Below are 23,679 nucleotides of genomic sequence, written 5' to 3'. Positions count from 1 at the left end.
GACAAAACCCCCTGGCAATCAGTAAATGCCAGGGGGTCGTTATTAATAGATCGCTTCCCAGCCTGCTGGAGTGACGAATAGGCGAATCGCCTTGATTTTGCGGTCGTCCATCAGGGTGAAGTAGTGGCGGTAGTTCGGTGGTACGGAGATCAGATCGCCCGGCTCCAGCTCGACGTCGAAGTAGCGACCGTCTTTGCCCTTGATAGCGAAAATACCGTGACCATCGACGCAGAAGCGGCACTCATCGTCGGTGTGGTGATGCTCGCCCTTGAATTTCACCAACAGCTCGTCGAGATTAGGTGTTTTGTCAGAGAGGACGATAATGTCCGCTGTCAAGTAACCGCGACGTTGGCTGATTGCATCGATTTCCGGTTTAAAGGTGTCGAGAATCTCTTGTTTCTCCTCGTCTGTCGGGCTGTAGTTATCACGGTGCTTTGGATCAAGGCGATCCACGCCCCATTTTTCATAAATGATCTCTTGGGTATCCAGGAAGGAGACAACTTCCTCGGGTGCGGAAATGTACTCATTGTTGTCGTGAAAACGAATTTGTGCCATCGTTTATTCCTCCTTAATTGGTGGTTGTAGTGGACACGACTGCTTGGCGCAATTGCAGCCAGCGGGCGTGATACTCGAATAGGAACTCAAAGGCTTCCAGGTGGCGCTTAGCCTCGAAGTCATTGCCGCCCCACGTGTAGATACCGTGGTTACGGATGAGTACGCCGGGAACTTCTGGTGTAATCACTTTTTCAATTTCGGTAGCCAAGGTCGGAATATCAGCAAAGTTCTCAACAATCGGAACAGTAATGCGTGCGTTTTCTTCCCAGATTCCGAGTCCCTTGATCAGCTCTTGTCCTTGTATGGAGAAAGCCCGTTGTCCAAAGTACAGCTCGGAAATGAGGTTGTTCCATACGGTATGGACGTGGAAGCAAGCCCCTGCCTTCGGGAACGTTTTGTATACGACGGCGTGGATGAGTGTTTCTGCGGACGGCTTGAGAGCAGTTTCATCCACTGGACGAGAGTCTTGATCCACAACCAGGTAATCTTCGGGGGACAGCTTGGTTTTGTCTTTGCCGCTTGCCGTTACAGCAAATTGCAAGGGATCGTTTTGTATTTTAATAGAGAGATTGCCACTGGTGCCGGGAAACCAGTCCCGGCGGGCAAATGTCAGCTTGGCGTCATCCAGACGGCGAAAGGCATCCAGACGTTGTTCGAGTGTTGCAGTCATGAATTAGACGACCTCCTGTTGGACTTGCTGTAAAATGCGAATCACATCGTGGAACGTGGCAAACTTGCTATGCGGCAATTGCAGCTCTTCCGCCTTGTCAGCGAGGAAGGAACGGGCAATCACATAGTCAGCGATTTTGGCTCCAGCCAAATCAGTGATGGAGTCGCCGATGACGATGCGGAAATGAGTTGTTGGATCGTAACGACGGATGATGGTCGTCTTGCACATGCCGCAGCCGTTCGTGCAATGTTCATCGCAAGCGTTGGGCCACGTAATGGTGATACGCTCGCCGCTGAAATCACTGCCATTACAGTAGATCGGCACATCGGTAAGATCGAAGGGTGCCAGGATAGGCTCCAGAAAAAAGTCGATGCCGCCACTCGTGATCAACAGCTCGATGCCTTCTGCGCGGCAATAGCTCACAAATTCAGCAAATCCCGGGCGAATGGTCGCTTCATGGACAATAAAATCGATAATGTCCTGGCGCAAGGAGGAGGGCAAGAGTTGAAACAGCTTGCCAACCCCTTCCTGAACGCTTATTTTTTGCGAAAGGATTTGCTCCGTCAAGCCTTCCCACTCAGGGGGAGCAAACTTGCGGACAATCGCTACAATGTTGTCTTTTTCGGTAATCGTTCCGTCGAAATCGCAGAACAGGACGAGCTTCTTGCTCATCGTGCGCCACCCCACTTTTCCAGAGCGATCGCCAGCTCTTGTGATTCAGCAGCAGCCTCTTCCAATGTTCGACCTGCGGTGACTGCCTCAATCGCGGCAACGAAAGCTTTTGCTCCTGCGGTTGCTCCACCAGGATGACCGTGGATTCCGCCCCCTGCATTGACGATTTGATCGATACCGAAGTCTTGATACAGCTGTGGAACCAGCCCCGGATGAATGCCGGCAGATGGAACCGGGAAGGAACGTCGTACACCATTCAGTGGGTCAGTCAAATGCTTGGTGAGCTGCAACGCTTCTGTTTTGTCCAGGGCGACATTGCCGTACGGAGACGGGAAGAGTACCAAATCTGCCCCAGCTACACGCATCAACGTGCCGAGTAGAAGCGGGGTGGCGATACCGTAGTCAGGTGAAGGATAGTAAGCCCCTGCCAAAGCCGGATGTGCCATGATCGGTACGTGTACATCAGGATCGGCTGCCAAACGGTGCAGAGCATCGAAGCCAAACGCCAGCACGTTGAACAAAAGGCAGTCAGCACCCGCCTCTACCGCACGCTTCGCTTTTTCGTTCAGCTCATGCACAGGTCCAGTCAGGTTGGCTGCATAGAGGACGGGCTTGCCTGTTTCGGCTTCGGTCTCCTGGGAGATCTGCTTAAACGCTTTGATCCGTTCGATAAAAGGAGCGCGGTCGTCTGCAAAGAAGATTTCGTCATCTTTCACGAGATCAACTCCGCCCAAGGCTTGTGCTCGGAATTGTGTCTTCAAATCGTCGAAAGGAAGACCCAGGCACGATTTGAAAATGCTCATCAAGAGTGGACGGTCATGTGCCCCTAAACGTTCGCGCAGACCATCAATGCCGAACTTCGGTCCAGGAAAGGCCTGAAGGAATGAGTCAGGGAAAACAACGTCAACGAGCTTGATTTTGCCATCCATCGACAGTTTACCGAATATTCCGGTCAACAAGGATGGAATGTCTGCTGTAAAATTGCGAGTCGGATAGCTAACGGTAATCAGACCGCGTGTTTCTCCGTTTTCCAGTGTCGCAATCGGTGTCGCGCTCACGGCTTCACCGAGATAAGGCGCTAGCTCAGCTTGCTTGGCAAGCGGCAGGTCCGTCCAGGAACCGACTGTCATGCCGACAGCAATGGCTTGCGCTTTCTTGTTCAAGTCTTTTGCTTGTGTGAGATAGGTGACGAGGATACGTTGTTCACTCATGGTACGCCTAATCCTCCTTGAATTATTAAAAAAGCCTCCCCATTGAGCGGGGAGGCGGTTGTCGACTATGAAAGCGTCTCGTCTCCTCTCATCTCTCGGGTCAGTAGCCGAAACGAGCCCAAAGTGCTCGATCTCGACTCTTATCCGTTGGAATTAGCACCGTTTCGCTATCCAAGGTACGCAATTATGAGCGTACGAATCATGGTATAGCGCCGGTTGCCGGGCATCATAGGGCCAGTCCCTCAGCCAGCTCGCGATAAGAGTTATTCGTTTCCCCCATGATATGACGTTCATTGTCAGGAGTCAATCTTTGTTTTTGCAGAGAATGTGCAGCAAGTTATGAGAAAAATGAGACTAAGGTGAAACTTTTTGGCAATTCCTTCGTGGTAAGGGATGAAGGGGTGTGAACGGTTTGGGAAAGTAGGTCTGGAGGATGTGTACCAGCTGCATGTAAACGATATTTACCGCTATCTTTTCCGGCTGACACGAGATGAGAAGCTGGCAGAGGATTTGACACAGGAAACCTTTTGTCGCGCCTTCTCTTCCTTGGACGACTACCGTGGGGAAAAAGTACGGCCCTGGCTGTTCAAGGTGGCCTATCACGCTTTCGTGGATGGTTATCGTAAGAGGAGAGGACGAAACAACGATTTGCGTTTGTAGAAGCCCTGCCAGAAAGACCTGATCATTCGGCTGTTGATCCGGCTGAGCATGTCGTGAATCAGGAGCTGTGGGAAGTGGCCCACGACTATTTGGAGAAGCTTCCGGAAAAGCAGAGACAGGTCATTTTGTTGTCTGCATTGCAGTTTTCCTATGCGGAGATGGCAGAGGTACTCGGGATTGAGCTGGCAGACGTCAAGCGTTCCTTGTTTCGGGGACGACAAAAGATGCGGCAGTTGTGGAGGGAGGAAAGCCAGTGATGAACAAGGATGAGAATCATCGCGAGCAAAGGCTGCTTGCTTATTTGCGTGGGGAAATGGCGGAAGAAGATTCAAAACTATTCGAGGAAGAAATAGCGGCTGACGTGGAGTACGCACAGCGGTTGGAAAGGCTTTTGTTGGGGGAAGAAACGGGGGAGGACAAGGTGAAAATAAACCAGCCTGAAGCACTGTCGGCTGAAAAACAGCGTGCCATTGTGCGCCGGGGGAAATGGAAAAATCGGTTGTCCAACGCTGGGTTCACCATAGGGCTTCCCTTTTTGGCCGGAGTTGTGTTGCTGATTTTGAATGGCTGGGTCGGGTCGCTGATGCATGAAGATCTGTTCCGCGTTGCGAAGTCGATAGTCAATTTTACTCAGCCAGGTGTGAGAGTGGGTAGTAGTGGCTCGCAGGTCGGATTGCTGTACGGAAACATCAGCATGGAACTACGTGAGCGGGTTGGGGGGGAAGAAAAGGTCGCTGGTCGTTTTGAGAGTACGAATGTGCTATGGAACGTAAATACGAAGCCGCAATGGACGAACGGGGTTAGGGAACAGAAGCTGTATTTCCGTTATCCGACAGACGGGGAAATGGGGGATACGGAATCTCGCACTGCACCTGCCTGGACAACGATGGAGAAGCTACCTGAGGGGACCGTTTCTCAGCTCGCGATTTCCTTCGATCACTTCCTAACATACGAGGAGTACTATGAATTGGTTTCCCGCCATGTCACCTCTTCGGGACAAGATACGGTTTGGTTTGCGGTAGACACAGGGGTGGAGCGAAAGCAAGCAGAAGACGATGGGGCAAATCGATTTCTCGGTCCCGGGTACGTGTGGGGATTTGCGCAGCATGAACTGGATTACGGAGATGCGCCCATTCGGGTAAACGGGGAAGGGAACAGAAGAATGGCCGCCTACTTAGAAGAGATGAAGTACTTATCTGAGCAAGAAGATCTGGCTCGCGATGTCGGCAGATCTTTGCTATTTCGTAGCGACCTTCAGATAGCCGAACGATACAACTACATGCAGCAAAACGGAGTGCGAATCTACGGCGCCGTCCTCACTGGACCGACGAAAGAACTGTTGAAGCTCAAGGCCGAAAAGTCGATAACAGCAGCGTTTTTAGGCAAAGTAGACTGGTGGAATTGGGATCACCCTGCGGCATCGGGAACACAATCCAGCTATTGATAGCAAGGTGCGAATTTTTGCACAAAAGGGTGTTGACATCGTGGAAGCGTTGGTTGTATGATTCAAACTAAATCAAAAACCGAATACGTTTTGGATACCTTATCCAGAGAAGGTGGAGGGACTGGCCCGATGATACCCGGCAACCGACATGACGCCATTCAGACGCGAGGAAGCGACTGATTGACAGGCGACATGCACGGTGCTAATTCCTGCAGAAACAAAAGTGGTCTGGAAGATAAGGGGGACATCAACACGGTTCTTACACGTGACGACGGCGACCTCTTTTCTTCGGGAAAAGAGGTCTTTTTTCGTCGATAAGAATTTTAAAATTAATACTCTCGGGACACAAACAAAACAAGTAGAGATAGAGGAAAAATACGTAGAGGGGAGTTTTGGAATCATGGCATATCGCGCATTGACTGAACAGGAAGCAGTGGAGTACGTAAAAGGAATACCGGATCTTTTTAGCGAAGGAGCAGAGCTGACCAGCCGTGAAATCGGGGATGGTAACCTCAATCTGGTTTTTGACATTCTGGAGCCGGCAACCGGTAAGAGCGTCATTGTCAAGCAAGCACTGCCTTTTGCCCGCGTCGTGGGAGAATCTTGGCCGCTTACGATTGATCGGGCTCGCATCGAGAGCGAGGCACTCCGCATTCAGCACAAATACGTTCCAGACCTGGTGCCGCAGGTGTATCATTTCGACGGGGAGCTTGCGTTGACTGTCATGGAAAACGTCGGGGACCACATCATCATGCGCAAAGGTTTGATCGAAGGAAAGCGGTACCCGCTATTCGCGAAGCAAATTGGCCGTTTTCTCGCGCAAACCTTGTTCTTCACATCCGATCTGGGCGCGCATCCGTACGATAAAAAAGCGCTAGTCGGAACATTCATAAATCCAGAATTATGCAAAATCACAGAAGATCTCGTCTTTACCGATCCATATGAAAATGCGCCTACCAACGATTTCAATCCGTTGATTCGCCGAGAAGTCGAGGCGATCTGGAACAACCGGCCGCTGAAGCTGGAAATCGCCAAGCTGAAATACGATTTCCTTACGCGCTCGGAAGCGCTGCTGCATGGCGACTTGCATACCGGAAGTATTTTCATCACGGAAAACAGCTTGAAAGCAATCGATCCAGAGTTTGCTTACTACGGCCCAATCGGTTTTGACATCGGGGCGGTCATTGCCAATCTGCTGCTCAACTACGCAGGCCAGCACGGTTTGCAAAAAGATCAAGGAGAACGGGAAGCGTACCGCGAATACTTACTGGAAACGGTCGAGGATGTCTGGAATGAATTCGTTTCGCAATTCGTTCAACTCTGGCACAAGCACGCCAAAGAGCGCAGCGCCCATGTCGAAGGGCTGTGGCAAAGCTACGTGAAGCGCTTGATTCAGGATACAGCAGGCTATGCCGGCTGCAAAATCTTGCGCCGTGTCATCGGTTTGGCAGGCGTAGCAGACCTGAATGCCATTGAAGACGACCAGACTCGCGCAGAAGCAGAACGTCTGGCGCTCTCGATAGGAGAAGCGTTGATTCTCGGTCGCGGCGGCATCGACGAATCGACAGATATCACGGACATCGTACGCACTGTGACCGAACGTTACTATCAGGAGGCTACAACAGTATGACAACCAGCACCCAATTGGCACCTGTTAAGTGGGAGAATGACGCATTGGTCTTGCTTGACCAGACGCGTCTGCCAGTAGAAACGATCTATTTGAACTTGACCACCTCCGAGCAAGTATGGGGTTCCATCCGACGCTTGGAAGTCCGTGGCGCACCAGCGATTGGCATGGCGGCGGCTTACGGGCTCTACCTGGGCATTCGTGGCAGTGAAGCGAGTAACTACGACGAGTTTTGGCAGGAACTGAACCAGCAGGCAGACTACTTGGGCTCTTCCCGTCCGACAGCCGTGAATCTGTTCTGGGCGTTGGATCGCATCAAGGCTCGTGTTGAAAAAGAAAGCGGTGCGTCGATTGCCGAGTTGAAGGCGTCCGTGCTCGATGAAGCACTGGCGATTCAAAAGGAAGACGCTGAAGTATGCCGGACCATCGGAGAGCATTTGCTGACTCTGTTGCATGACGGTATGGGAATTCTCACGCACTGTAATCCAGGAGCATTGGCTACGGCAGCGTACGGTACGGCTACCGCTCCCTTTTATTTGGCAAAGGAACGCGGCTGGAACTTAAAGGTGTACGCGGACGAAACTCGTCCTGTCCTGCAAGGCGCTCGTCTTACTGCATTCGAATTGCAGCAAGCAGGGATTGATGTGACGCTGATCTGCGACAACATGGCGGCGATGGTGATGTCCCAAGGGAAAGTAGAGGCTGTCATCGTGGGTACAGACCGCGTAGCAGCGAACGGAGATGTCGCCAATAAAATCGGTACGTATGGGGTTGCGGTATTGGCAAAAGCTCACGGCATTCCTTTTTACGTGGCAGCTCCCTTGTCCTCCGTCGATCTGGAGACACCGACAGGCGCAGATATTCCGATTGAAGAACGTCCAGCCGAGGAAATTACCCATGGCTTGGGCAAACAGGTAGCTCCAGACGATATCAAAGTGTACAATCCTGCGTTCGATGTAACGCCTGCGAAGTACATTACAGCGATCGTCACGGAGACAGGCATTTTCAAGCCGGAAGAGATCGGCAATAGCAAAAAATAAAAGAACTTTTTATAAGCGTTCGCCTTTTGTTGCTGGCGGGCGCTTTTTGCTCATTTTGGTGTTTTCCAGTAAAATATCCAAGAAAAGGGGAGATTCGTATGCAAACGATTCAACGGATAGCCATCAATGAAGATACGTACTTGAAACAATTAGAATTAGCTGATGCTGAGGAGTTATTTTTGCTTACGGATTCGAACCGGGAAAGTCTTATGGAATGGCTGCCGTGGCTGAATTATACGAAGAAGGTAGAGGATTCTCGTCAATTCATCCAAGCGACGATCCATCAGTACAACGATAATCGCGGCATCAACTATGGCATTTGGTACCAAGGACGTCTGGCTGGCACAGTCGGCGTACATACGATAGATTGGATCAACAAAAAGACGTCCATTGGCTATTGGCTGGGTGCGCAATTTCAGGGCAAGGGTCTGATGACAGAAGCAGTGGCGACCTACTTGGACGTATTAATCTTCGGGTCATGGGATTTGGAAAAAGTAACGATTCAGGCTGCTACAGAAAACTATAAGAGCAGATCGATCCCGGAGCGATTAGGCTTTCAACTGGAAGGGATACTGCGCCGGAATGAATTCCTGTACGATCATTACGTGGATCATGCTACTTACAGCTTGCTAAAAGAGGAATGGCTTGACTGGAAAGCCGATAAAAAATCTTAGATTGAACTGTATGCTTCGATTGACAATGAAAATTCTGTAAATTACGATGGTGAAGACAGATCAAGAGGGCTGCGTGTGATTCGCAAGCCCTTTTTTAGTCGTGCTGTTAGGCTTGAAAAAAATAGAGGTGAAATACATGCAGACACTTCGGCAATTATCTTGGTTTTTCCGCGCCTATTGGAAACGGTACGTCATTGGAATCGCTGTGCTGTTTATCATCGACGTCCTCATGCTTTGGCCGCCGAAATTAATCGGGGACACGGTGGATTCGATTCGCAACAGTTCCCTGACGGACGCTGATTTGACGCAAACAGTGGTCATCTTGCTCGTATTGGGTGTTAGCTTGTATGGATTGCGGTTTCTCTGGCGGTATTTGTTAAATGGAGGAGCTTTAATTCTCGAGAGGACGTTGCGCGAGCGACTTTTTGCCCATTTGACCAGAATGACCCCGTCGTTTTTTCATCGCAAACGCAGTGGTGATCTGATGGCTGTCGCCACCAACGACATTCCTGCCATCGAACAAACGGCGAGTACAGGGGTGCTTACGCTTGTCGATGCGTTGTTCATGACCTTGTTAACACTAGGCGTCATGGTAACAGCAATTGATTGGAAGCTGACGCTGGCTGCACTGATCCCGATGCCGTTTTTGGCTTGGTCAACGGCGTACTATGGAAGACTGCTGCATGAGCGTTTTTACTTGGCGCAGGAAGCCTTCGGAGAGATGAATGATCATGTTCAACAATCCGTATCTGGCGTTCGGGTATTGAGAGCATTTGTTCAGGAAAAGGCCGATATCGAGGCATATCGCCGGGTTAGTGAGAAAACGTTGGAGCGAAATGTGAGCGTTTCGCGGATCGACGCCCTGTTCGAGCCGACGATCGCGATTATTATTGGCTTCAGCTTTTTGATCGGGCTAGGCTATGGGACGTATTTGGTGTTCACCAGCGCCATTTCCTTAGGGGATTTGGTTGCGTTCAATTTATACTTGGGACTTTTAATTTGGCCGATGTTCGCCTTTGGTTGGCTGGTCAATGTGTTGCAGCGCGGTGGCGCATCCCATAAGCGTTTTACAGAGCTAATGGTGGAGCAGCCAGATGTGACAGAGGCAGCGAATCCGGTCACGAGTCAAATAGCCAATACCGTGGAAGCACGCCATTTTTCCTTTACGTATCCGGGCACTGACAAGCCGGCACTCACCGACATCTCGTTTCGTTTGGGTGAAGGAGAGACGCTTGGGATTGTCGGACGGACAGGGAGCGGCAAGTCGACGTTGTGCCGTGCCTTATTGCATCAATATCAGATGAAGGAACATGCCCTGTTTATCGGGGGCATCCCGATTGAAGAACTTGCTTTTGATACGCTGCGGGAAAAAATCGGCTACGTGCCTCAGGAGCATTTGCTGTTCTCACGGACGATTGCAGAAAATGTTACATTCGGAAAACCACAAGCGACGACCGAGGAAGTGATGCATGCGTTGGAGCTTGCGGAGATGAAGAGAGATCTGGAGCAATTCAGAGATGGATTGCAAACCATGGTTGGAGAGAAGGGGGTCACCCTCTCCGGGGGACAAAAACAGCGCATTTCCATTGCACGCGCGCTTTTGATGGATGCGGGTATTCTGATTCTCGACGATTCTTTATCGGCTGTGGACGCGCGGACGGAGGAAAGCATCCTTCGTCATTTGCGACAGGAGCGCGCGGATAAAACGACCATTATTACGGCCCATCGTCTGTCTGCGGTACAGCACGCTCAACTGATTCTCGTGCTGGATGAGGGGCAGATCGTCGAGCGGGGGACACATGATGAGCTGATGCAACGCAACGGCTGGTATGCAGAGCAGTACCGTCGTCAGCAAATGGAACAGGATGTGGCTGGTTGAGAGAGGGGGAAAGCGTTTCATGAGCAAAGAAAATGTATGGGGGCGTTTGACCGAGTACGCCAGGCCATTTCAAAAGCAAATACTGGGCGCGCTGTTCCTGCTCTTGCTGGGGACGAGTGCAGAGCTGGCGGGTCCTTTTTTAGCCAAGGTCATGATTGATAATCACATTCTGGCGATCCAAAAACCTTGGTATCAACTGGACGAAGTGCCACCACAAGCAGCGGGGCAAGTCGCCTCATTGAACGGTACGAACTATATTCGTGAAGATGTCGCAGCAAAGACGGGTCTTGCTTTGGACAGGATCAATCAAAAAGAAGTAACGGTACTGACTGAGGGCACGACCTATTACCTGGTGTCCGGCAAAGTGAATCCAAACACGGAGAAGCAATTCACCCCGATTACGCCAGAAAACGGCAGGGAACGCTTCGAGGTAACAACGAAGGATCAATCAGGTCAAAAGATGACCTCCACAGGCATTCGGCTGACCGCAGAGGAAGTCAAGGAGATGTATCAGGGGGATGTCTTGCCCATTGTTTGGCTGTCCGTAGGTTATGGAGCATTGATCTTGCTCTCAGCTGGTTTCAACTACGTCCAGATTTTGTGGCTGCAAAAGATCGCCCAGCGCATCATTCAGCAAATGCGGATGAAGCTGTTTATCCATTTGCAAAAGCTCCCGGTTGCCTTTTTTGACAAAACGCCAGTAGGTGCGCTTGTCTCCCGTGTGAGCAATGATACAGAAGCCATCCGTGAGCTGTATGTAAGTGTGCTCGCCACATTTGTACAGAACGGTCTTTACTTGATTGGAATCTTGATCGCGCTCTACCTTTTGCAGCCTGAGCTCGCCCTCTTCTGCTTTTTGACGGTGCCAGTGCTCGTCCTGTTAGTCTACGTGTATCAAAGGTACAGCTCTCGCTACTATGCCGTGATTCGCGCGAAGCTCGGTGATATGAACACTACGATCAATGAAATGATCCAAAACATGACGATCGTGCAGGCTTTTCGTCGGGAGAAAGGTGTACAAAAGGAGTTTGCTGATGTAAACGAAGGCTACTTCAAGGTGCGGATGAAAGAAATCAACCTCGAATCCTTGCTTTTGCGCCCAGCGGTGGATTTGATCTGGAAAGTTTCCTTGACCCTGATCGTCTGGTATTACGGCTCAACTTCCTTCCATAGCGCGATTTCCTTCGGGGCGCTTTTTGCTTTTGTCGATTACATGGGACGTTTTTTCGAACCAATCAACATGATCATGAATCGGTTGTCGCAAATGCAGCAGGCGACTATTTCGGCGGGACGTGTCTTCGAGATTATGGATGAGATGCCAGAGAAGAAAGAAACGGGTGCACAAATCGAGCGCCCGCGTGGAGAGGTTGTCTTTGATAACGTTTCTTTTGCCTATCAGGGTGACGATTATATCTTGAAAAACGTCTCCTTTACGGCTCAGCCTGGTCAAACGATTGCGCTGGTAGGGCACACCGGATCGGGAAAAAGCTCTTTGATGAATTTGCTGCTCGGGTTCTATCCGGTGACGAAAGGGAGCATTTTGATCGACGGACAAGATATGAGACAGATTGATACGCACTCATTGCGCAGTCATGTCGGTCTCGTTTTGCAGGACCCGTTCTTGTTTACGGGAAGCATTGGATTCAATATTCGTATGTACAAGGATACGATTACGGATGAAGAAGTGAAGCGGGCTGCAAAAGCCGTCCGTGCTGATGAATTCATTTCCAAGCTGCCGGGCGGTTATGACGAGCCAGTCGTCGAGCGAGGCATGACACTATCTGCCGGTCAACGCCAATTGATCTCTTTTGCACGTGCATTGGCTGCTGATCCCGCGATGTTGATCTTGGATGAAGCAACGGCAAGCATTGACAGTGAAACCGAGCTAGCCATTCAGGAAGCGTTGCATGTACTATCAAAAGGTAGGACGACATTCATCATTGCACATCGATTGTCGACGATTCAGCACGCCGACCAGATTCTTGTCTTGTCCCGTGGAGAAATCATGGAACGAGGTACCCATGATGAACTCATGGCGCAAAATGGTCTTTATCAAAAAATGTATCAGCTTCAGCAGGGGAGTGCTTCCGTAGAGAGTGCTTAGTAGGGGGCTGGGGAGGAGAAACAACACCATGTCACAGTCACGTTACACCTTTTGGGTGTTGATTTTGGTTGTCGGTATTGCGGGGGTGAGCCAAGGCTTGACGATCCCGATGCTGACGGTTTTATTGGAAAAACAAGGTGTTTCATCCGTGATGAACGGACTCAACGCCGCTGCCTTGTATATTGGGATGGTCATGGTCAATCCATTTTTGGAAATCCCACTGCGGCGCATTGGATACCGGGCCACGATATTATGGGGATTGCTGTTAGTGACAATCGCAACAGCGCTCATCCCACTGTTCAGTCATTTGGCGGTCTGGTTCGTATTGCGTTTACTGATGGGTGTGGGCGATAGTGGTTTACATTATGCCAGCCAAATGTGGGTGACCAAGATCGCAGCTCCGGAGAATCGTGGACGTGATCTTTCCATTTACGGGTTGGCATATGGCGTGGGCTTTAGTGTTGGTCCACTAGGCTTAAGCGTGCTGCATTTGGGGATTTGGGTACCTTTTGGCGGTCTGCTCGTTCTGTATCTGATTGCCTTCTTATTATTATCCCGGATCAAAAATGAATTCCCGGCACAGATCGAACAAACGGAAAAGAAGCAAAACAAATATGCGTTTGTCTTGCGACTTGCCTGGCTGGCGCTGATTCCTTCGTTTTTGTACGGATTCATGGAAACGTCACTCAACGGCAGTTTTCCTGTTTACGCGTTGCGTACCGGCTTGTCCGTTGAATGGGTTTCCTTGATCCTTCCGTCGTTTGTCGTGGGAAGCATTATCTTGCAGATGCCATTGGGGGCATTGAGTGACCGTGTAGGACGCAAGCAGGTCATGCTCGTGTGTGCGCTTGTAGGAGGATTGGCCTTCTTCCTGTTCCCGTTTGCAGGTGAAAACGTATGGCTGATGATGCTGTTGTTGGCCATAGCAGGAGCGGCTGTCGGTTCCTTTTACTCGCTGGGCTTGGCTTTTTCGGCAGATATTTTACCAGCATCGATGGTTCCTACCGCAGGAATCATCGCGGGCGTCAATTTTGGTGTCGCCAGTATTTTGGCTCCGAATGTGAATGGCCTGCTGATGGACGTGTGGGAGCCGTGGACGATCTTTTGGCTGATGGGATCGCTGCTCATTGTTTTCGCGGCAGCTTGCCTGTTTTTCAAGCAAAAAGCAACCCAGGAACAGACGTATTCAATGCCGTTGCAAAAACAGGGGTAAGAACCATGAGGGATAAGCTTCGCCAAGTTTTTGGCGAGGCTTTTATTTTTTGCCCAAAAAAGCATAAACGGGCACCAAGGAGGGAAGCGTATGAATAGTAAGTAGAACAGCATGATTGGAAGGGGTTACCCGATGCTGACACCTTGCATTTTCAGAAGAGGCATTGCCTGGATTTTATTTTTCGTGCTTAGTCTGGTAATCATCCCGTTTTTCTCAGATGACGATCAGGCTCCGAAACCGTCTGCACCTGCACCTGCTACTACAAATGCAACTTCGCAGCCATAGCAACTGACAAAGAGGCTACAAAAAAAGACCGGTTGATCTGAGAAAGGTACAGTCACTCACAAAAGATGAGGAGACTGTACCTTTTTTCCTTTAGAAAAAATGCGATTGTGCTTATTTGATATCTTTTCCAAGACTCCTATAGATTTGAAGGGCATGCAGGTGACAAAGCGAGAAGAATAAGGAAGTATTTCTGAAATTTTGAGAGGTTAAATCGACATATGTACATATTTACGAATTTTCACATACACCTATGATCTCTTTAGGTATTGACTCAAAAACCAATACTTCTGGTTTTAGGTAAGGTTTTTTTAACAAGTACTCTTCTAGTGTCATCATACTATTCCAATACAAATTGATCCAATGCTCAAGAGATTCACCAGTATCAAAATCCAACGCCTCTTCAAAGGTGAATTTATTATCTTCATAGAAAGATTGGTCATATATATTCATTGTAATATTCCCATCAAAAACTAAAATTTTTTCAGTAAAGACAGGAAAGTAAAACGATTTCGGCTTGTGAGGCTCTAAGTTTACTCCTATAGCTGTCTGAAAGTTCACCCAGATAGGTGCATTAAGAGGTTTTAACTTATCAGCTATCTGTGACTTAATCTCCCCACCATTTCCATACCAGTTATTAGATTTTGTTGAATAGTTTATCCCTCGACTCATAATTTCTTCGATTGAAACATGATGATCATGATCTTCAGGCAATATTGCATGATATAGAAACATAGTCATTTGTGTACCTGCTTTCTATTCTTTATTTCTAGGAACATGCGGAAAGTGGGAACTGTTTTTCGGATTATCTAAATTTTCGAAGACCCTGTGACTTCCTGTCGGTGTGTCAGTTGTGCTTATATTCCCGTCAAATTCCTTATAATATTTCGTTATTTTATTTGGATTTGGATTATTAGGATTGGGCCAATTTGTATAAGCTTTATCTGGATTGGTCATGGTTTCCCTTCTCAATTCTTTTACATCAACATCCTGACCATACTGGGATGAAGGTTTACTAGGATCGTACATATGTTTTTTCGCATGCTCATTTACAAAATTATTTGGATCGCTCCCAAGCGACTACGGGATTTTTCAAGCTACTGCATTTACCAAAAGGCATGATGTTTACATTGGGGACAAAATCCATGATGTTCATTTGGGGTTTCCCTTTTACAAAAACACCATGACTGAATGGCATTTTTAACCGACTTACCTTACTGCCGTTGCTACATGATAGAATGGCACCAACAACCACGTAACTCTTTCGTTCCGCATTCGACTTCTGGACGGTGACATCTTCAATATTGGGCATGCAGTCTCCTCCTCTCAGGCAGATTCCTATACAGATGGAAGATGCTTGTGTTGAAAGATGATGACTGATATCCAATCTATATAAATAAAGGGAATAATGCCCATATATTGAGATATCGGATGTGTAGTGGTGACAAACAATAGATAGAAAGTCTCGAATGTACCGTACATCTATAGGTGCTTGGATAGAAATATTAGATGGAACAGAGAAAAGACGACCCTATTCCCCAAAATTTGAGGACAGGGTCGTCTTTTGTATCAGTTACCCAAAACTTAGCGAGTAACAAAATTTTGCGTGAAATACGGGCGGCCGTCTTTCATAACGATACCGACACCGAGCTGCTTGAATTTTGGAGAGAGCAAGTTTTGACGATGACCTGCGGAGTTCATCCAGCTTATGTGGGCTTCGACCCCGTCTAGCTGTCCGTAGGCAATATTTTCACCAGCTGAGCTGTAACGAATGCCAGCTTTCTTCAAACGATCAAACGGACTACCCGTAGATGGGGAGGTATGGTTGAAAAAGTTATGCTGGGCCATGTCTTGGCTGTGGGCTCTGGCCACTGCTGCAACTTGTTCATCCCAAGTGACAACCGACAGCTTGGCACGTTGCCTTGCGACGTTGAGCAAGTCCAAATTTTGTTTCTCGTATGCAAGCGCTGCTTGCTTTATTTGTACGTCTGCCAGTTTCGGCAGTTCAGGTAACTTTGTATAGGAAATGGGATACATCAAGCCAATCGCAATGGTGGCAAAATGCTCAGGAGTAGAGATGCGCACTCCTGCGACCTTATTTCCACCCAGCTGATCGATAGAGAAGGTGATCGCCTGATTGTTTTGGATATAGGTCGGGTGAGCAAGGGTATTTTTTTGGATACGCAGACTCGGGATGATCGTCAGCGTTTCTTGCGGTACACCCCAGCTATTTTGTAGGTCTTTAGTAGTAGATCCAATCGTGACACCATTCAGATTCAGCTTGGCGCCATTGGTAAACAATGTTACGACTTTGCCGTTTTGCATGCCGACTTGAATGTAGTTGTTCAAATCCTGATTGTAAATCCACCATTCCACACCCGTATGACTAGGATCAATGCGAGCAGGCTTGCCTAATGTTTGTTCTACCTGCGCGGTGCTCATTCCTAGTTGAAGGTTATAGACATTATTCGTTTTAACGGCTGTTGCTTGAGGGGCAGCCGTTGCAGCTGAAACAGGAAGGACAGGGGCAACGTGGCCGAGCAGAGCCAGCGAAAGGCTCAGGGCGAGGATGCTAGTTACTTTGTGTTTACGCATGTATCTTCCTCCTCGGTTGGGATAGAATCTGCCTTGTTGGTAATGGTATCGGCAGGAAGCTTCTACAAAAATAGGGACCAAGGAAGCAAAAATAAAAACCCCCGCAATGGAGCGGAGGTTATGGTCGACGATCCCGGATGACATACGTTTTGGCGATCAGATCATGCCAGCCTTGCTTACGTGGGTGCCATGCAACCCATAGATAGCCCAGGCCGAATACGAGCGAAGCGAGGAATTTGCCGATGACTTCTCGTAATAATACTTGTCCGCCTGTCAGATTGCCTCGCGTCTGCTTGGCACTGATGACCCGGATGCCTGTGATCAGCTTTCCCAAGGTTTGTCCGGTCCACCAGGTCAGCATGATCATATAGAGGAGATCAAACAAAATCTCCAACAAATCTATGAACGGAAAAGAGGCGTAAGGAACCGCAAAAACACGACGCAACGGATTGAAAATGAGGTAGCTAACCCCAATCAAGAACATCGAATCAAGGAGCGAGGCCACCACACGAATCCAGAAGCCAGCATACAAATGTTGTGGATGGGCTTCTGAATATGGCTCAAAGGAATCAGGCTCACGTGCTTTTTCTTCGTCGGGAAGCTGGTTCATGATAACCACTCCTTTCCGTAATAACAGGCTAAGGCATGAATTGATACAGGAGGCGAGGGGAGCTTTGGCGGTCCCATATTCGATTGAGACCAAGCGGATCAGGATTCGACCAGTACTGCTTCATACTGAATAACAGCTTGCTGATGGAGAGCTGGTCTGCATAGCGGATGACCATGGCTTCTTTTTCTCCAGACAAAGAAAGCGCGTAGCGTGTCGCTTCCTCCAAGTCACCGAATTCATCGATGAGTCCCAGGCGTTTTGCTTGCTCACCGGAATAAACGCGGCCGTCAGCGATTTCCAGTACGCGTTGACGGGAGAGGTTGCGGCCCTTGACGATGACGTCGACGAAATTGTTGTAGCTTTCGTTGACGAGTGTTTGGAAAATTTGCCGTTCTGGGTCCGTCAGCGGCCGGGATGGACTGCCGATGTCTTTGAAGCGTCCGCTTTTGATTGCGTATTGATGCACACCAAGCTTGTTCGCGGCTTCACTATAGTTAAACAGATTGAAAATCACGCCGAGACTGCCGGTCAGTGTGTTGGGATTGGCAAAAATCGCATCGCCTGTCGTGGCCAAGTAATAGCCGCCAGAGGCTGCCGTGGAACCCATGCTGACGACGATGGGAAGATTGCGGACCTGCTTGAGCCGCAACAAGCGTCTGTGTAATTCATCGGTAGCGACGACTTCTCCACCTGGACTATCAATGCGAAGGACCACGCCTTTCACCAGATCATCCTCTTCAATTCGGCGCAGCTGTTCAGTTAATAGCTCTGTCATCGAAGGTACCCCAGCACTATTCTGTTGCCCCGAAATAACGCCGTTCACAAACAGCTGCACAATTTTGCTGTTGCCATAGCCCGATACCACATTTTCTTCCCAAGCGAACCCGGGATGGTCGACGAGATCTGTATAAGTCCCGTAAATCCCTTCCACCAAAAGCCCTAATAGAAAAACGGCCAGTACAATTACAAGAGCGATCCATTTTTTTCGATGCATGAAAACCACCTCACACTTAGAATGAGCCGCCGGGAGCATAGTTACGCATGCGACAAGCACTGGAAAAAATGGGATGGAGCTAATCGTACATAAGGCTGGCTTCCAACAACTGAACAGTAAATTCATGCAATTTTTAGACTATTGCGGTAAAATAGAGAGCAAGAATCACAATCAAGCTTGTTTTATCGCAATAGGGGGACAGACAAATGATTATACAGGTGTCGAATTTGACGAAGAACTACGGCGATCTGAAAGTATTAAAGGGCATTACGACTCAGGTAGCAGAAAAGGAAGTAGTCTGTGTCATTGGACCGTCAGGCTCGGGCAAAAGCACGTTTCTACGTTGCTTGAATCAGTTGGAGGACATGAGCAACGGAAAGATTGTCATCAACGGCCATGATTTGTCAGACCCCAAAACCGATATCAATAAAGTGAGAGAAGAGGTCGGGATGGTTTTTCAGCGCTTTAATCTCTTTCCGCATAAAACGGTGCTGGAAAACGTCATGCTGGCCCCTGTAAAAGTAAAGAAGATGTCTCAGGAAGAAGCCCGCAAGCAAGGCTTGGCTCTTTTGCAGAAGGTAGGGCTTCAGGACAAGGCCGATGTGTATCCCGAGCGGCTTTCTGGGGGGCAGATGCAACGGGTGGCAATCGCAAGGGCGCTCGCCATGAATCCAAAGGTGATGCTGTTTGATGAGCCGACATCCGCTCTGGACCCAGAACTGGTGGGAGAGGTGCTTGCCGTCATCAAAAATTTAGCCAAAGAAGGCATGACAATGGTGATTGTGACGCACGAAATGAATTTTGCCAAGGAAGTGGGCGACCGAATCATTTTTATGGATCAAGGTATCATCATGGCAGAAGGTCATCCCAGTGAGGTATTTGGCAATAACGTCAACGATCGCTTGCGTTCGTTCTTGGGCAAGGTATTGGCGTAAAAAAGAAGGGCACCAGTTGCTTCGTTTCGTATCATGAAAAACGAGGCACTGGTGCCGTATTATTTTGCTGCATCCAACAATTGACTAACCGTGACAAATCGATAGCCCTGCGAACGCAAATCCGTGATGAGCTCCCGGAGTGCAGCGACTGTTTGCCGTTGGTTTAAGCCCCCATCATGGAACAGGATGATATCGCCGGAGGAGACATTACTCTTGACGCTTTTGGCAATGACGTTAGCCGTGCGTGCCAAAGACCAATCACGAGGATCAATCGACCAGTGAATGATGTCGTAGCCACTGGATTGAACCGCATTCATGACGTCATGTGTCAGGATGCCGTAGGGAGGACGGTAGTATTGCGCCAAAATGCCGGTCGTCTTCAAAATGGAGCGTTCTGCATGCTTGATTTCTTCGTACACTTCATGCTCGGTCAGCTTGTTCAGATCAAAATGGTGGTAGCCGTGGTTGCCGATTTCATGCCCAGCCTTGTAAATCCACTGCATGACCTTTGGGTGCTTGTCCACTTGGGAGCCAAGGACAAAAAACGTAGCGCGAACGTTGTACTGATGCAGCACCTCAAGAATTTTGGGCGTATAGATAGCATCTGGCCCATCATCAAAAGTGAGAGCGACGACCTTTTTCTCTGTGTCGATTCTGTGGATCGGCTCATATGAAGGCAGTGTTTGCTGGGCAAAAGCAGGTAGGGTGCCGTAGCCAAGAAGGCAGGCGAGTAGCAAGGCGTACCGTATGCATTTGCGCATGAACAATCGCCTCCTTCTTCTGGGATGTGATTAGGTTCACCTCCTGCCAGGGAAAACATGCTACCAAAAGAAAACAGCGGTCAGAGTAGGTGGCGATTATGTTAAAATGGAAGAACCGTACATAGGAGAGGAGAGAGTTTGGTGGAACTCCGCGGTATTTTGCAAGGACTAACACACGAGTACCATGGAAGGGACAAGCCGGTAGACTACTATTTGAATATCGGTGACGATCGACTTCCGCTTAACGAATGGCTGGGCAGTGAATTGACGATTTCGTTTTTAGGCGAAAAAAACTGCATTGCCTGTGGCCGCAAAACAAACAAGACGTTTAACAGCGGGTATTGCTATCCCTGTTTTACCAAACTGCCGGAAAATGACCTGTGCATCGTCAAGCCGCATGAATGTCATTTTGACTTGGGGACTTGCCGGGACGAGAGCTTTGGCGAGAGATATTGCATGATTCCTCATTTTGTCTATCTGGCAGTGTCGAGTGATATAAAGGTAGGATTGACTCGCAAGCATAATGAATTGAGACGCTGGGTAGATCAAGGCGCAATTCGCGCGATTCCGATTGCGGAGGTTCCGACTCGTCGAATGGCTGGGGAGCTTGAATTTCACTTGAGTCAGTTTTTGCCGGACAAGACCAACTGGCGCAAAATGCTCAAGGGAGATGTGAAGGAAATCGACTTGCTCGCCATGCGGGACGAAGTGTACGGTCATTTTCCTGAACAGTTTAAAGCATTCCAATATCGCGAAGACGAATGGGTAGACATTGCTTATCCGATCTTGGAGTCACTGGATAAAATTAATTCCAAAACGCTCGATAAAGAAGAACAGCTCGGCGGACGATTGATCGGTGTGAAAGCACAGTATTTGATTTTTGAAAATGGTGTATTTCAGGTGAGAAAGCACGCTGGATACCAAGTCGAGATTAAAGCTAAAACGTCTGCATAATGACCTGCAAACTCCTCACACTAGGACATGTGAAGGAGGATGGGCAAATGGATGAGCACATTGAGTACACCATGCCTTTAACCGGGACACTGGCTGAGGCTGTGGAAGACCAGAATGCCAAGCAACTAGGGGTGCCCTTCTCGCCGCTTTCGCAAATGTGGCAGGTAAATCCTGACCAGACGAATGAAGAAGATGATACAAAGAGCGAGCGCACCGAAGAATAGTTTCAACATGAGGAGTAAACGTATGACGACAGCCAGAAGAGAGGGACGGCTGTCGTTTTTGTCAGAAACGAAAAAGCGAGGAAATGAATATGACAATGAAAGCCTATCTTTACAACAAATGTGATACATGCCGCAAAGTAAAAAAATGGCTCACGGATCAAAATATTGGCTTCGAAGAAATTCCGATTGTCGATGCACCGCCGTCCAAAGAAGAGCTGCGCCAAATTTGGCAGACAAGCGGCCTCGATTTGCGCAAGTTTTTCAATGTGAGTGGTGTCCAATACCGCGAGCTGGGCTTGAAGGACAAGCTGCCTACGATGTCCGAGGATGAAATGCTTGAGTTGTTGGCTTCCAATGGCAAGCTGATCAAACGGCCTCTTATCGCAAGTGATCGTACCGTAACTCTTGGTTTTAAAGAAGAAGAACTGGAGAAGGCTTGGGGAGGGAAGGCATGATGCGCCAACCATCCAAGAGACTGAACCATCTTTCCGCCGATATTTTTTCAGAGATGGAGGCTCGCAAAAGGGAAGTTGCCAAAACAAAAACGGTATACGACTTGAGCATCGGCAGTCCTGATCAGCAGCCTGACGAGAAGCTTCTGCAAACGTTAATCCATGCCATCCAGCAACCAAGCGCTTTTCGCTACCCATTGAGCGATGGAACGGCGGCCTTCCGAGAAGAGGTCGCCCGCTGGTATCAATATCGTTTTGGAGTGGAGCTGGCGCCAGATGGGGAGGTTCATTCCTTGATGGGGTCACAGGATGGTTTGGCTCACTTTGCTTTGGCATGGACCGATCCTGGAGATATCGTACTTGTACCCGATCCTGGGTATCCGATCTACGAAGGCAGTGTTTATTTGGCGGGAGCGGTACCTTACCGGATGCCTCTGCGGGCAGAAAATGAATTTTTGCCAAAGCTGACAGACATTCCAGAGGAGATTGCGTCTCGTGCAACGTTTATGATTCTGAACTATCCGAATAATCCGGTTTCCGCGGTCGCTACCCTTGCCTTTTTTGAAGAGGTTGTGGCTTTTGCCAAGCGTTTTGACATTATCGTGGTTCATGATTTGGCCTATTCGGAAATGGTGTTTGACGGCTATCAAGCGCCGAGCTTTTTGCAAGTGCCAGGGGCGAAGAAAGTGGGAATTGAATTTAATTCGTTCTCCAAGAGCTTCAACATGGCAGGCTGCCGGATCGCTTACGTTGTAGGGAACGCAGACATCATTAAGCCGCTTGCGATTGTAAAATCGAATATCGATTACGGCGTCTTTTTGCCTGTGCAGCAAATGGCCATTGAGGCTTTGCGAAATGATCGGGAATCGGGTAGGACAAATACAGTCGCCTCCGTTTACCAGGAACGACGTGATGTGCTGCTGGGGGCATTGGCAAAGGCGGGATGGAGCATTCCATCTCCAAAGGCGACTATGTTCGTCTGGGCAGCTGTACCGGACGGCTGGACGTCACGAGAGTTTGCCTTCGCATTACTGGAGAAAGCCGGTGTCGTGGTCGTTCCGGGAAGTGCCTTCGGCGAAGAAGGAGAAGGGTATGTACGAATTGCTCTCGTCCAACCTCCTGATATTCTGTTAGAGGCGGTGGCTGCCATCGATCAATCTGGGATTCTCCGCATGAACACAAGTGTGTAACAGTTGAAGTCAAAAAAGAGGGGATGAGCTTTCATGCGTTTGCGCGAAGAAATGCCTGACTTTTCCGGGATTACGGAGTGGATCAACGGGCAAACAACCAAAGCTGATTTGGCTGGAAGTCCTGTTTTGGTGCATATCTGGTCCGTCAGTTGTTACATGTGCAAGGAATCGATGCCAAGCATAAATGAATGGCGAGACCAATACGCTGCTAACGGTTTGAAGGTCATTGGAATTCATACGCCTCATTCGGAAAAAGATACTGATATCGAGCTGATCAAAAAAGCGATTGCAGAACAACATTTGACACACCCTATTGCAATCGATAATGATAGAAAGACAGTCGATGCATTCCAGAATGAATACGTCCCCGCTTTTTATTTGTTTGACGAGGCTCTTCAGTTACGTCATTTTCAGGCAGGAGAGAAGGGTCTCCAACTGGTAAAAAAACGCTTGTTCAGAATTTTGGGGATCGAAGAGGAATCCTAGAATGTTCGTCTAATTATGTATGTGTAATGGATTGTACCCGATAGGAGGATATGTAAACGATGGAATTCCCGAAAAATCTACGTTACAGTGAAGAGCATGAGTGGGTGCGAGTAGAAGGAAACAAGGCGTACATCGGAATCACTTCTTTTGCTCAATCAGAGCTGGGTGACATCGTGTTTGTCGAATTGCCTGAAGTAGGCGCGACAATCCAACAGGATGAGCCGTTTGGCAGCGTGGAATCGGTAAAAACCGTTTCTGAACTGTACGCTCCTGTAACTGGTAAAGTAGTAGAAGTAAATGGCGAACTGGAAGATGCACCTGAACTGGTTAACTCTTCGCCATACGAGCAAGCATGGATGATCGTCGTCGAATTGTCTGATACAGCTGAGCTGGACAAGCTGATGGATGCAGACAAATACGAAGCGATGGTAAAAGAATAGGAAACAA

27 protein-coding genes, 1 pseudogene and 2 riboswitches are annotated in these 23,679 nt (G+C 48.8%); of the genes and pseudogenes, 17 read left to right on the top strand and 11 right to left on the bottom strand.

What is annotated here, in order from left to right; all coding sequences use genetic code 11:
- Positions 1–42: 42 nt before the first annotated feature.
- From FO446_RS23940 to FO446_RS23925, 4 genes are read right to left on the bottom strand one after another with little or no spacing between them, the layout of a single operon-like run.
- Positions 43–555, bottom strand: a complete 513-nt coding sequence (locus tag FO446_RS23940; RefSeq protein WP_015893125.1) for a 1,2-dihydroxy-3-keto-5-methylthiopentene dioxygenase — start codon at positions 553–555, stop codon at positions 43–45.
- A gap of 13 nt (positions 556–568) precedes the next feature.
- Positions 569–1,225, bottom strand: coding sequence for a methylthioribulose 1-phosphate dehydratase (locus tag FO446_RS23935; RefSeq protein WP_064201529.1), 657 nt, complete (start codon positions 1,223–1,225; stop codon positions 569–571).
- Positions 1,226–1,228: 3 nt separating this feature from the next.
- Positions 1,229–1,897 carry a 2-hydroxy-3-keto-5-methylthiopentenyl-1-phosphate phosphatase gene (locus tag FO446_RS23930; RefSeq protein WP_173609983.1) on the bottom strand — a complete coding sequence of 223 codons (669 nt, stop codon included), beginning with the start codon at positions 1,895–1,897 and terminating at the stop codon, positions 1,229–1,231.
- Positions 1,894–3,108 carry a 2,3-diketo-5-methylthiopentyl-1-phosphate enolase gene (locus FO446_RS23925; RefSeq protein WP_237899290.1) on the bottom strand — a complete coding sequence of 405 codons (1,215 nt, stop codon included), beginning with the start codon at positions 3,106–3,108 and terminating at the stop codon, positions 1,894–1,896. The genes FO446_RS23930 and FO446_RS23925 overlap by 4 nt, the downstream gene beginning before the upstream one ends.
- Before the next feature lie 85 nt (positions 3,109–3,193).
- Positions 3,194–3,371: riboswitch (SAM riboswitch) on the bottom strand.
- 130 nt (positions 3,372–3,501) lie between these two features.
- Between FO446_RS23925 and FO446_RS23920 the strand changes: the two genes are divergently transcribed.
- The 10 genes from FO446_RS23920 (at position 3,502) to FO446_RS23875 (ending at position 14,034) form a co-directional block, all read left to right on the top strand.
- A complete protein-coding gene (locus FO446_RS23920) occupies positions 3,502–3,768 on the top strand; it encodes a sigma factor (RefSeq protein WP_237899288.1) in 267 nt (88 codons plus the stop codon).
- A gap of 53 nt (positions 3,769–3,821) precedes the next feature.
- Positions 3,822–4,025 (top strand): RNA polymerase sigma factor, encoded by a 204-nt coding sequence (locus tag FO446_RS23915; protein WP_330873224.1) that lies wholly within the window; start codon positions 3,822–3,824, stop codon positions 4,023–4,025.
- The gene (locus FO446_RS23910; RefSeq protein ID WP_173609985.1) at positions 4,025–5,212 is read left to right on the top strand and encodes an anti-sigma factor; all 1,188 of its coding nucleotides are present in this window, start codon (positions 4,025–4,027) and stop codon (positions 5,210–5,212) included. The genes FO446_RS23915 and FO446_RS23910 overlap by 1 nt, the downstream gene beginning before the upstream one ends.
- A gap of 96 nt (positions 5,213–5,308) precedes the next feature.
- Positions 5,309–5,454, top strand: a riboswitch (SAM riboswitch).
- 158 nt (positions 5,455–5,612) lie between these two features.
- Positions 5,613–6,842 (top strand): S-methyl-5-thioribose kinase, encoded by a 1,230-nt coding sequence (mtnK, locus tag FO446_RS23905; protein WP_173609986.1) that lies wholly within the window; start codon positions 5,613–5,615, stop codon positions 6,840–6,842.
- Positions 6,839–7,879 carry an S-methyl-5-thioribose-1-phosphate isomerase gene (gene mtnA, locus FO446_RS23900; protein WP_173609987.1) on the top strand — a complete coding sequence of 347 codons (1,041 nt, stop codon included), beginning with the start codon at positions 6,839–6,841 and terminating at the stop codon, positions 7,877–7,879. Before mtnK ends, mtnA begins: the two co-directional genes overlap by 4 nt.
- A gap of 98 nt (positions 7,880–7,977) precedes the next feature.
- Positions 7,978–8,553, top strand: a complete 576-nt coding sequence (locus FO446_RS23895; RefSeq protein ID WP_173609988.1) for a GNAT family N-acetyltransferase — start codon at positions 7,978–7,980, stop codon at positions 8,551–8,553.
- A gap of 136 nt (positions 8,554–8,689) precedes the next feature.
- Entirely contained in the window at positions 8,690–10,432 is a 1,743-nt protein-coding gene (locus FO446_RS23890) for an ABC transporter ATP-binding protein (RefSeq protein ID WP_173609989.1), read from the top strand.
- Positions 10,433–10,451: 19 nt separating this feature from the next.
- On the top strand, positions 10,452–12,536 hold the full coding sequence (locus FO446_RS23885; protein WP_173609990.1) for an ABC transporter ATP-binding protein: 2,085 nt from the start codon (positions 10,452–10,454) through the stop codon (positions 12,534–12,536).
- Positions 12,537–12,564: 28 nt separating this feature from the next.
- Positions 12,565–13,749 carry an MFS transporter gene (locus FO446_RS23880; protein WP_221867855.1) on the top strand — a complete coding sequence of 395 codons (1,185 nt, stop codon included), beginning with the start codon at positions 12,565–12,567 and terminating at the stop codon, positions 13,747–13,749.
- A gap of 132 nt (positions 13,750–13,881) precedes the next feature.
- Positions 13,882–14,034 (top strand): hypothetical protein, encoded by a 153-nt coding sequence (locus FO446_RS23875; RefSeq protein WP_197245029.1) that lies wholly within the window; start codon positions 13,882–13,884, stop codon positions 14,032–14,034.
- Between the two features lie 228 nt (positions 14,035–14,262).
- Here the strand turns inward: FO446_RS23875 and FO446_RS23870 are convergent, their stop codons facing one another.
- The 6 genes and pseudogenes from FO446_RS23870 to sppA all read right to left on the bottom strand — a co-directional run bounded on the left by FO446_RS23870 (position 14,263) and on the right by sppA (position 18,230).
- Complete coding sequence (locus FO446_RS23870; protein ID WP_221867856.1) at positions 14,263–14,772, bottom strand: DNA polymerase III; 510 nt, start codon at positions 14,770–14,772, stop codon at positions 14,263–14,265.
- Between the two features lie 15 nt (positions 14,773–14,787).
- A complete protein-coding gene (locus tag FO446_RS23865) occupies positions 14,788–14,988 on the bottom strand; it encodes a hypothetical protein (protein ID WP_232773468.1) in 201 nt (66 codons plus the stop codon).
- A 121-nt stretch (positions 14,989–15,109) separates the two neighbouring features.
- A pseudogene (locus FO446_RS23860) lies at positions 15,110–15,343 on the bottom strand (DUF4280 domain-containing protein); the annotation flags it as partial.
- Positions 15,344–15,615: 272 nt separating this feature from the next.
- Positions 15,616–16,626 (bottom strand): CAP domain-containing protein, encoded by a 1,011-nt coding sequence (locus FO446_RS23855; protein WP_237899285.1) that lies wholly within the window; start codon positions 16,624–16,626, stop codon positions 15,616–15,618.
- Between the two features lie 118 nt (positions 16,627–16,744).
- Complete coding sequence (locus FO446_RS23850) at positions 16,745–17,236, bottom strand: RDD family protein (protein ID WP_173609993.1); 492 nt, start codon at positions 17,234–17,236, stop codon at positions 16,745–16,747.
- Positions 17,237–17,264: 28 nt separating this feature from the next.
- Positions 17,265–18,230, bottom strand: coding sequence for a signal peptide peptidase SppA (gene sppA / locus FO446_RS23845; RefSeq protein WP_173609994.1), 966 nt, complete (start codon positions 18,228–18,230; stop codon positions 17,265–17,267).
- 206 nt (positions 18,231–18,436) lie between these two features.
- Here sppA and FO446_RS23840 point away from each other — a divergent pair, with 206 nt between their 5' ends.
- Positions 18,437–19,165 (top strand): amino acid ABC transporter ATP-binding protein, encoded by a 729-nt coding sequence (locus FO446_RS23840; protein ID WP_217367100.1) that lies wholly within the window; start codon positions 18,437–18,439, stop codon positions 19,163–19,165.
- A gap of 59 nt (positions 19,166–19,224) precedes the next feature.
- Here the strand turns inward: FO446_RS23840 and FO446_RS23835 are convergent, their stop codons facing one another.
- Complete coding sequence (locus FO446_RS23835) at positions 19,225–19,926, bottom strand: polysaccharide deacetylase family protein (protein ID WP_106785280.1); 702 nt, start codon at positions 19,924–19,926, stop codon at positions 19,225–19,227.
- 141 nt (positions 19,927–20,067) lie between these two features.
- On the opposite strand from FO446_RS23835, the gene FO446_RS23830 reads away from it, so the two are divergent.
- From FO446_RS23830 to gcvH, 6 genes are all read left to right on the top strand, one after another.
- A complete protein-coding gene (locus tag FO446_RS23830) occupies positions 20,068–20,880 on the top strand; it encodes a DUF2797 domain-containing protein (protein WP_232773469.1) in 813 nt (270 codons plus the stop codon).
- A 47-nt stretch (positions 20,881–20,927) separates the two neighbouring features.
- Positions 20,928–21,104 (top strand): hypothetical protein, encoded by a 177-nt coding sequence (locus tag FO446_RS23825; RefSeq protein ID WP_237899281.1) that lies wholly within the window; start codon positions 20,928–20,930, stop codon positions 21,102–21,104.
- Positions 21,105–21,193: 89 nt separating this feature from the next.
- Entirely contained in the window at positions 21,194–21,559 is a 366-nt protein-coding gene (locus FO446_RS23820; protein ID WP_221867861.1) for an arsenate reductase family protein, read from the top strand.
- Positions 21,556–22,746: an aminotransferase class I/II-fold pyridoxal phosphate-dependent enzyme gene (locus FO446_RS23815; protein ID WP_237899280.1), complete on the top strand. Its 1,191-nt coding sequence runs from the start codon at positions 21,556–21,558 to the stop codon at positions 22,744–22,746. The genes FO446_RS23820 and FO446_RS23815 overlap by 4 nt, the downstream gene beginning before the upstream one ends.
- A gap of 33 nt (positions 22,747–22,779) precedes the next feature.
- A complete protein-coding gene (locus FO446_RS23810; protein ID WP_173609999.1) occupies positions 22,780–23,232 on the top strand; it encodes a redoxin domain-containing protein in 453 nt (150 codons plus the stop codon).
- 59 nt (positions 23,233–23,291) lie between these two features.
- Positions 23,292–23,672, top strand: a complete 381-nt coding sequence (gene gcvH / locus FO446_RS23805; RefSeq protein WP_047073101.1) for a glycine cleavage system protein GcvH — start codon at positions 23,292–23,294, stop codon at positions 23,670–23,672.
- Positions 23,673–23,679 lie beyond the last annotated feature (7 nt).

Origin of the sequence: Brevibacillus brevis (genome assembly GCF_022026395.1) — a bacterium.
Lineage (GTDB): Bacteria > Bacillota > Bacilli > Brevibacillales > Brevibacillaceae > Brevibacillus.
The sequence above is the reverse complement of the archived record's forward strand: the minus strand, read 5'-3'. Positions and strand labels throughout refer to the sequence as shown.

Bases quoted from the DNA above. Each gene is read 5' to 3' on its own strand.
- FO446_RS23865 (WP_232773468.1), bottom strand. From the start codon at position 14,988: ATGACCAATCCAGATAAAGCTTATACAAATTGGCCCAATCCTAATAAT.
- FO446_RS23835 (WP_106785280.1), bottom strand. From the start codon at position 19,926: ATGCGCAAATGCATACGGTACGCCTTGCTACTCGCCTGCCTTCTTGGC.
- gcvH (WP_047073101.1), top strand. From the start codon at position 23,292: ATGGAATTCCCGAAAAATCTACGTTACAGTGAAGAGCATGAGTGGGTG.
- FO446_RS23920 (WP_237899288.1), top strand. From the start codon at position 3,502: ATGAAGGGGTGTGAACGGTTTGGGAAAGTAGGTCTGGAGGATGTGTAC.
- FO446_RS23825 (WP_237899281.1), top strand. From the start codon at position 20,928: ATGGATGAGCACATTGAGTACACCATGCCTTTAACCGGGACACTGGCT.
- FO446_RS23940 (WP_015893125.1), bottom strand. From the start codon at position 555: ATGGCACAAATTCGTTTTCACGACAACAATGAGTACATTTCCGCACCC.
- FO446_RS23935 (WP_064201529.1), bottom strand. From the start codon at position 1,225: ATGACTGCAACACTCGAACAACGTCTGGATGCCTTTCGCCGTCTGGAT.
- FO446_RS23930 (WP_173609983.1), bottom strand. From the start codon at position 1,897: ATGAGCAAGAAGCTCGTCCTGTTCTGCGATTTCGACGGAACGATTACC.
- mtnK (WP_173609986.1), top strand. From the start codon at position 5,613: ATGGCATATCGCGCATTGACTGAACAGGAAGCAGTGGAGTACGTAAAA.
- FO446_RS23840 (WP_217367100.1), top strand. From the start codon at position 18,437: ATGATTATACAGGTGTCGAATTTGACGAAGAACTACGGCGATCTGAAA.
- FO446_RS23855 (WP_237899285.1), bottom strand. From the start codon at position 16,626: ATGCGTAAACACAAAGTAACTAGCATCCTCGCCCTGAGCCTTTCGCTG.
- FO446_RS23820 (WP_221867861.1), top strand. From the start codon at position 21,194: ATGACAATGAAAGCCTATCTTTACAACAAATGTGATACATGCCGCAAA.
- FO446_RS23875 (WP_197245029.1), top strand. From the start codon at position 13,882: ATGCTGACACCTTGCATTTTCAGAAGAGGCATTGCCTGGATTTTATTT.
- mtnA (WP_173609987.1), top strand. From the start codon at position 6,839: ATGACAACCAGCACCCAATTGGCACCTGTTAAGTGGGAGAATGACGCA.
- FO446_RS23850 (WP_173609993.1), bottom strand. From the start codon at position 17,236: ATGAACCAGCTTCCCGACGAAGAAAAAGCACGTGAGCCTGATTCCTTT.
- FO446_RS23890 (WP_173609989.1), top strand. From the start codon at position 8,690: ATGCAGACACTTCGGCAATTATCTTGGTTTTTCCGCGCCTATTGGAAA.
- FO446_RS23815 (WP_237899280.1), top strand. From the start codon at position 21,556: ATGATGCGCCAACCATCCAAGAGACTGAACCATCTTTCCGCCGATATT.
- sppA (WP_173609994.1), bottom strand. From the start codon at position 18,230: ATGCATCGAAAAAAATGGATCGCTCTTGTAATTGTACTGGCCGTTTTT.
- FO446_RS23885 (WP_173609990.1), top strand. From the start codon at position 10,452: ATGAGCAAAGAAAATGTATGGGGGCGTTTGACCGAGTACGCCAGGCCA.
- FO446_RS23880 (WP_221867855.1), top strand. From the start codon at position 12,565: ATGTCACAGTCACGTTACACCTTTTGGGTGTTGATTTTGGTTGTCGGT.
- FO446_RS23925 (WP_237899290.1), bottom strand. From the start codon at position 3,108: ATGAGTGAACAACGTATCCTCGTCACCTATCTCACACAAGCAAAAGAC.
- FO446_RS23910 (WP_173609985.1), top strand. From the start codon at position 4,025: ATGAACAAGGATGAGAATCATCGCGAGCAAAGGCTGCTTGCTTATTTG.
- FO446_RS23810 (WP_173609999.1), top strand. From the start codon at position 22,780: ATGCGTTTGCGCGAAGAAATGCCTGACTTTTCCGGGATTACGGAGTGG.
- FO446_RS23870 (WP_221867856.1), bottom strand. From the start codon at position 14,772: ATGACTATGTTTCTATATCATGCAATATTGCCTGAAGATCATGATCAT.
- FO446_RS23895 (WP_173609988.1), top strand. From the start codon at position 7,978: ATGCAAACGATTCAACGGATAGCCATCAATGAAGATACGTACTTGAAA.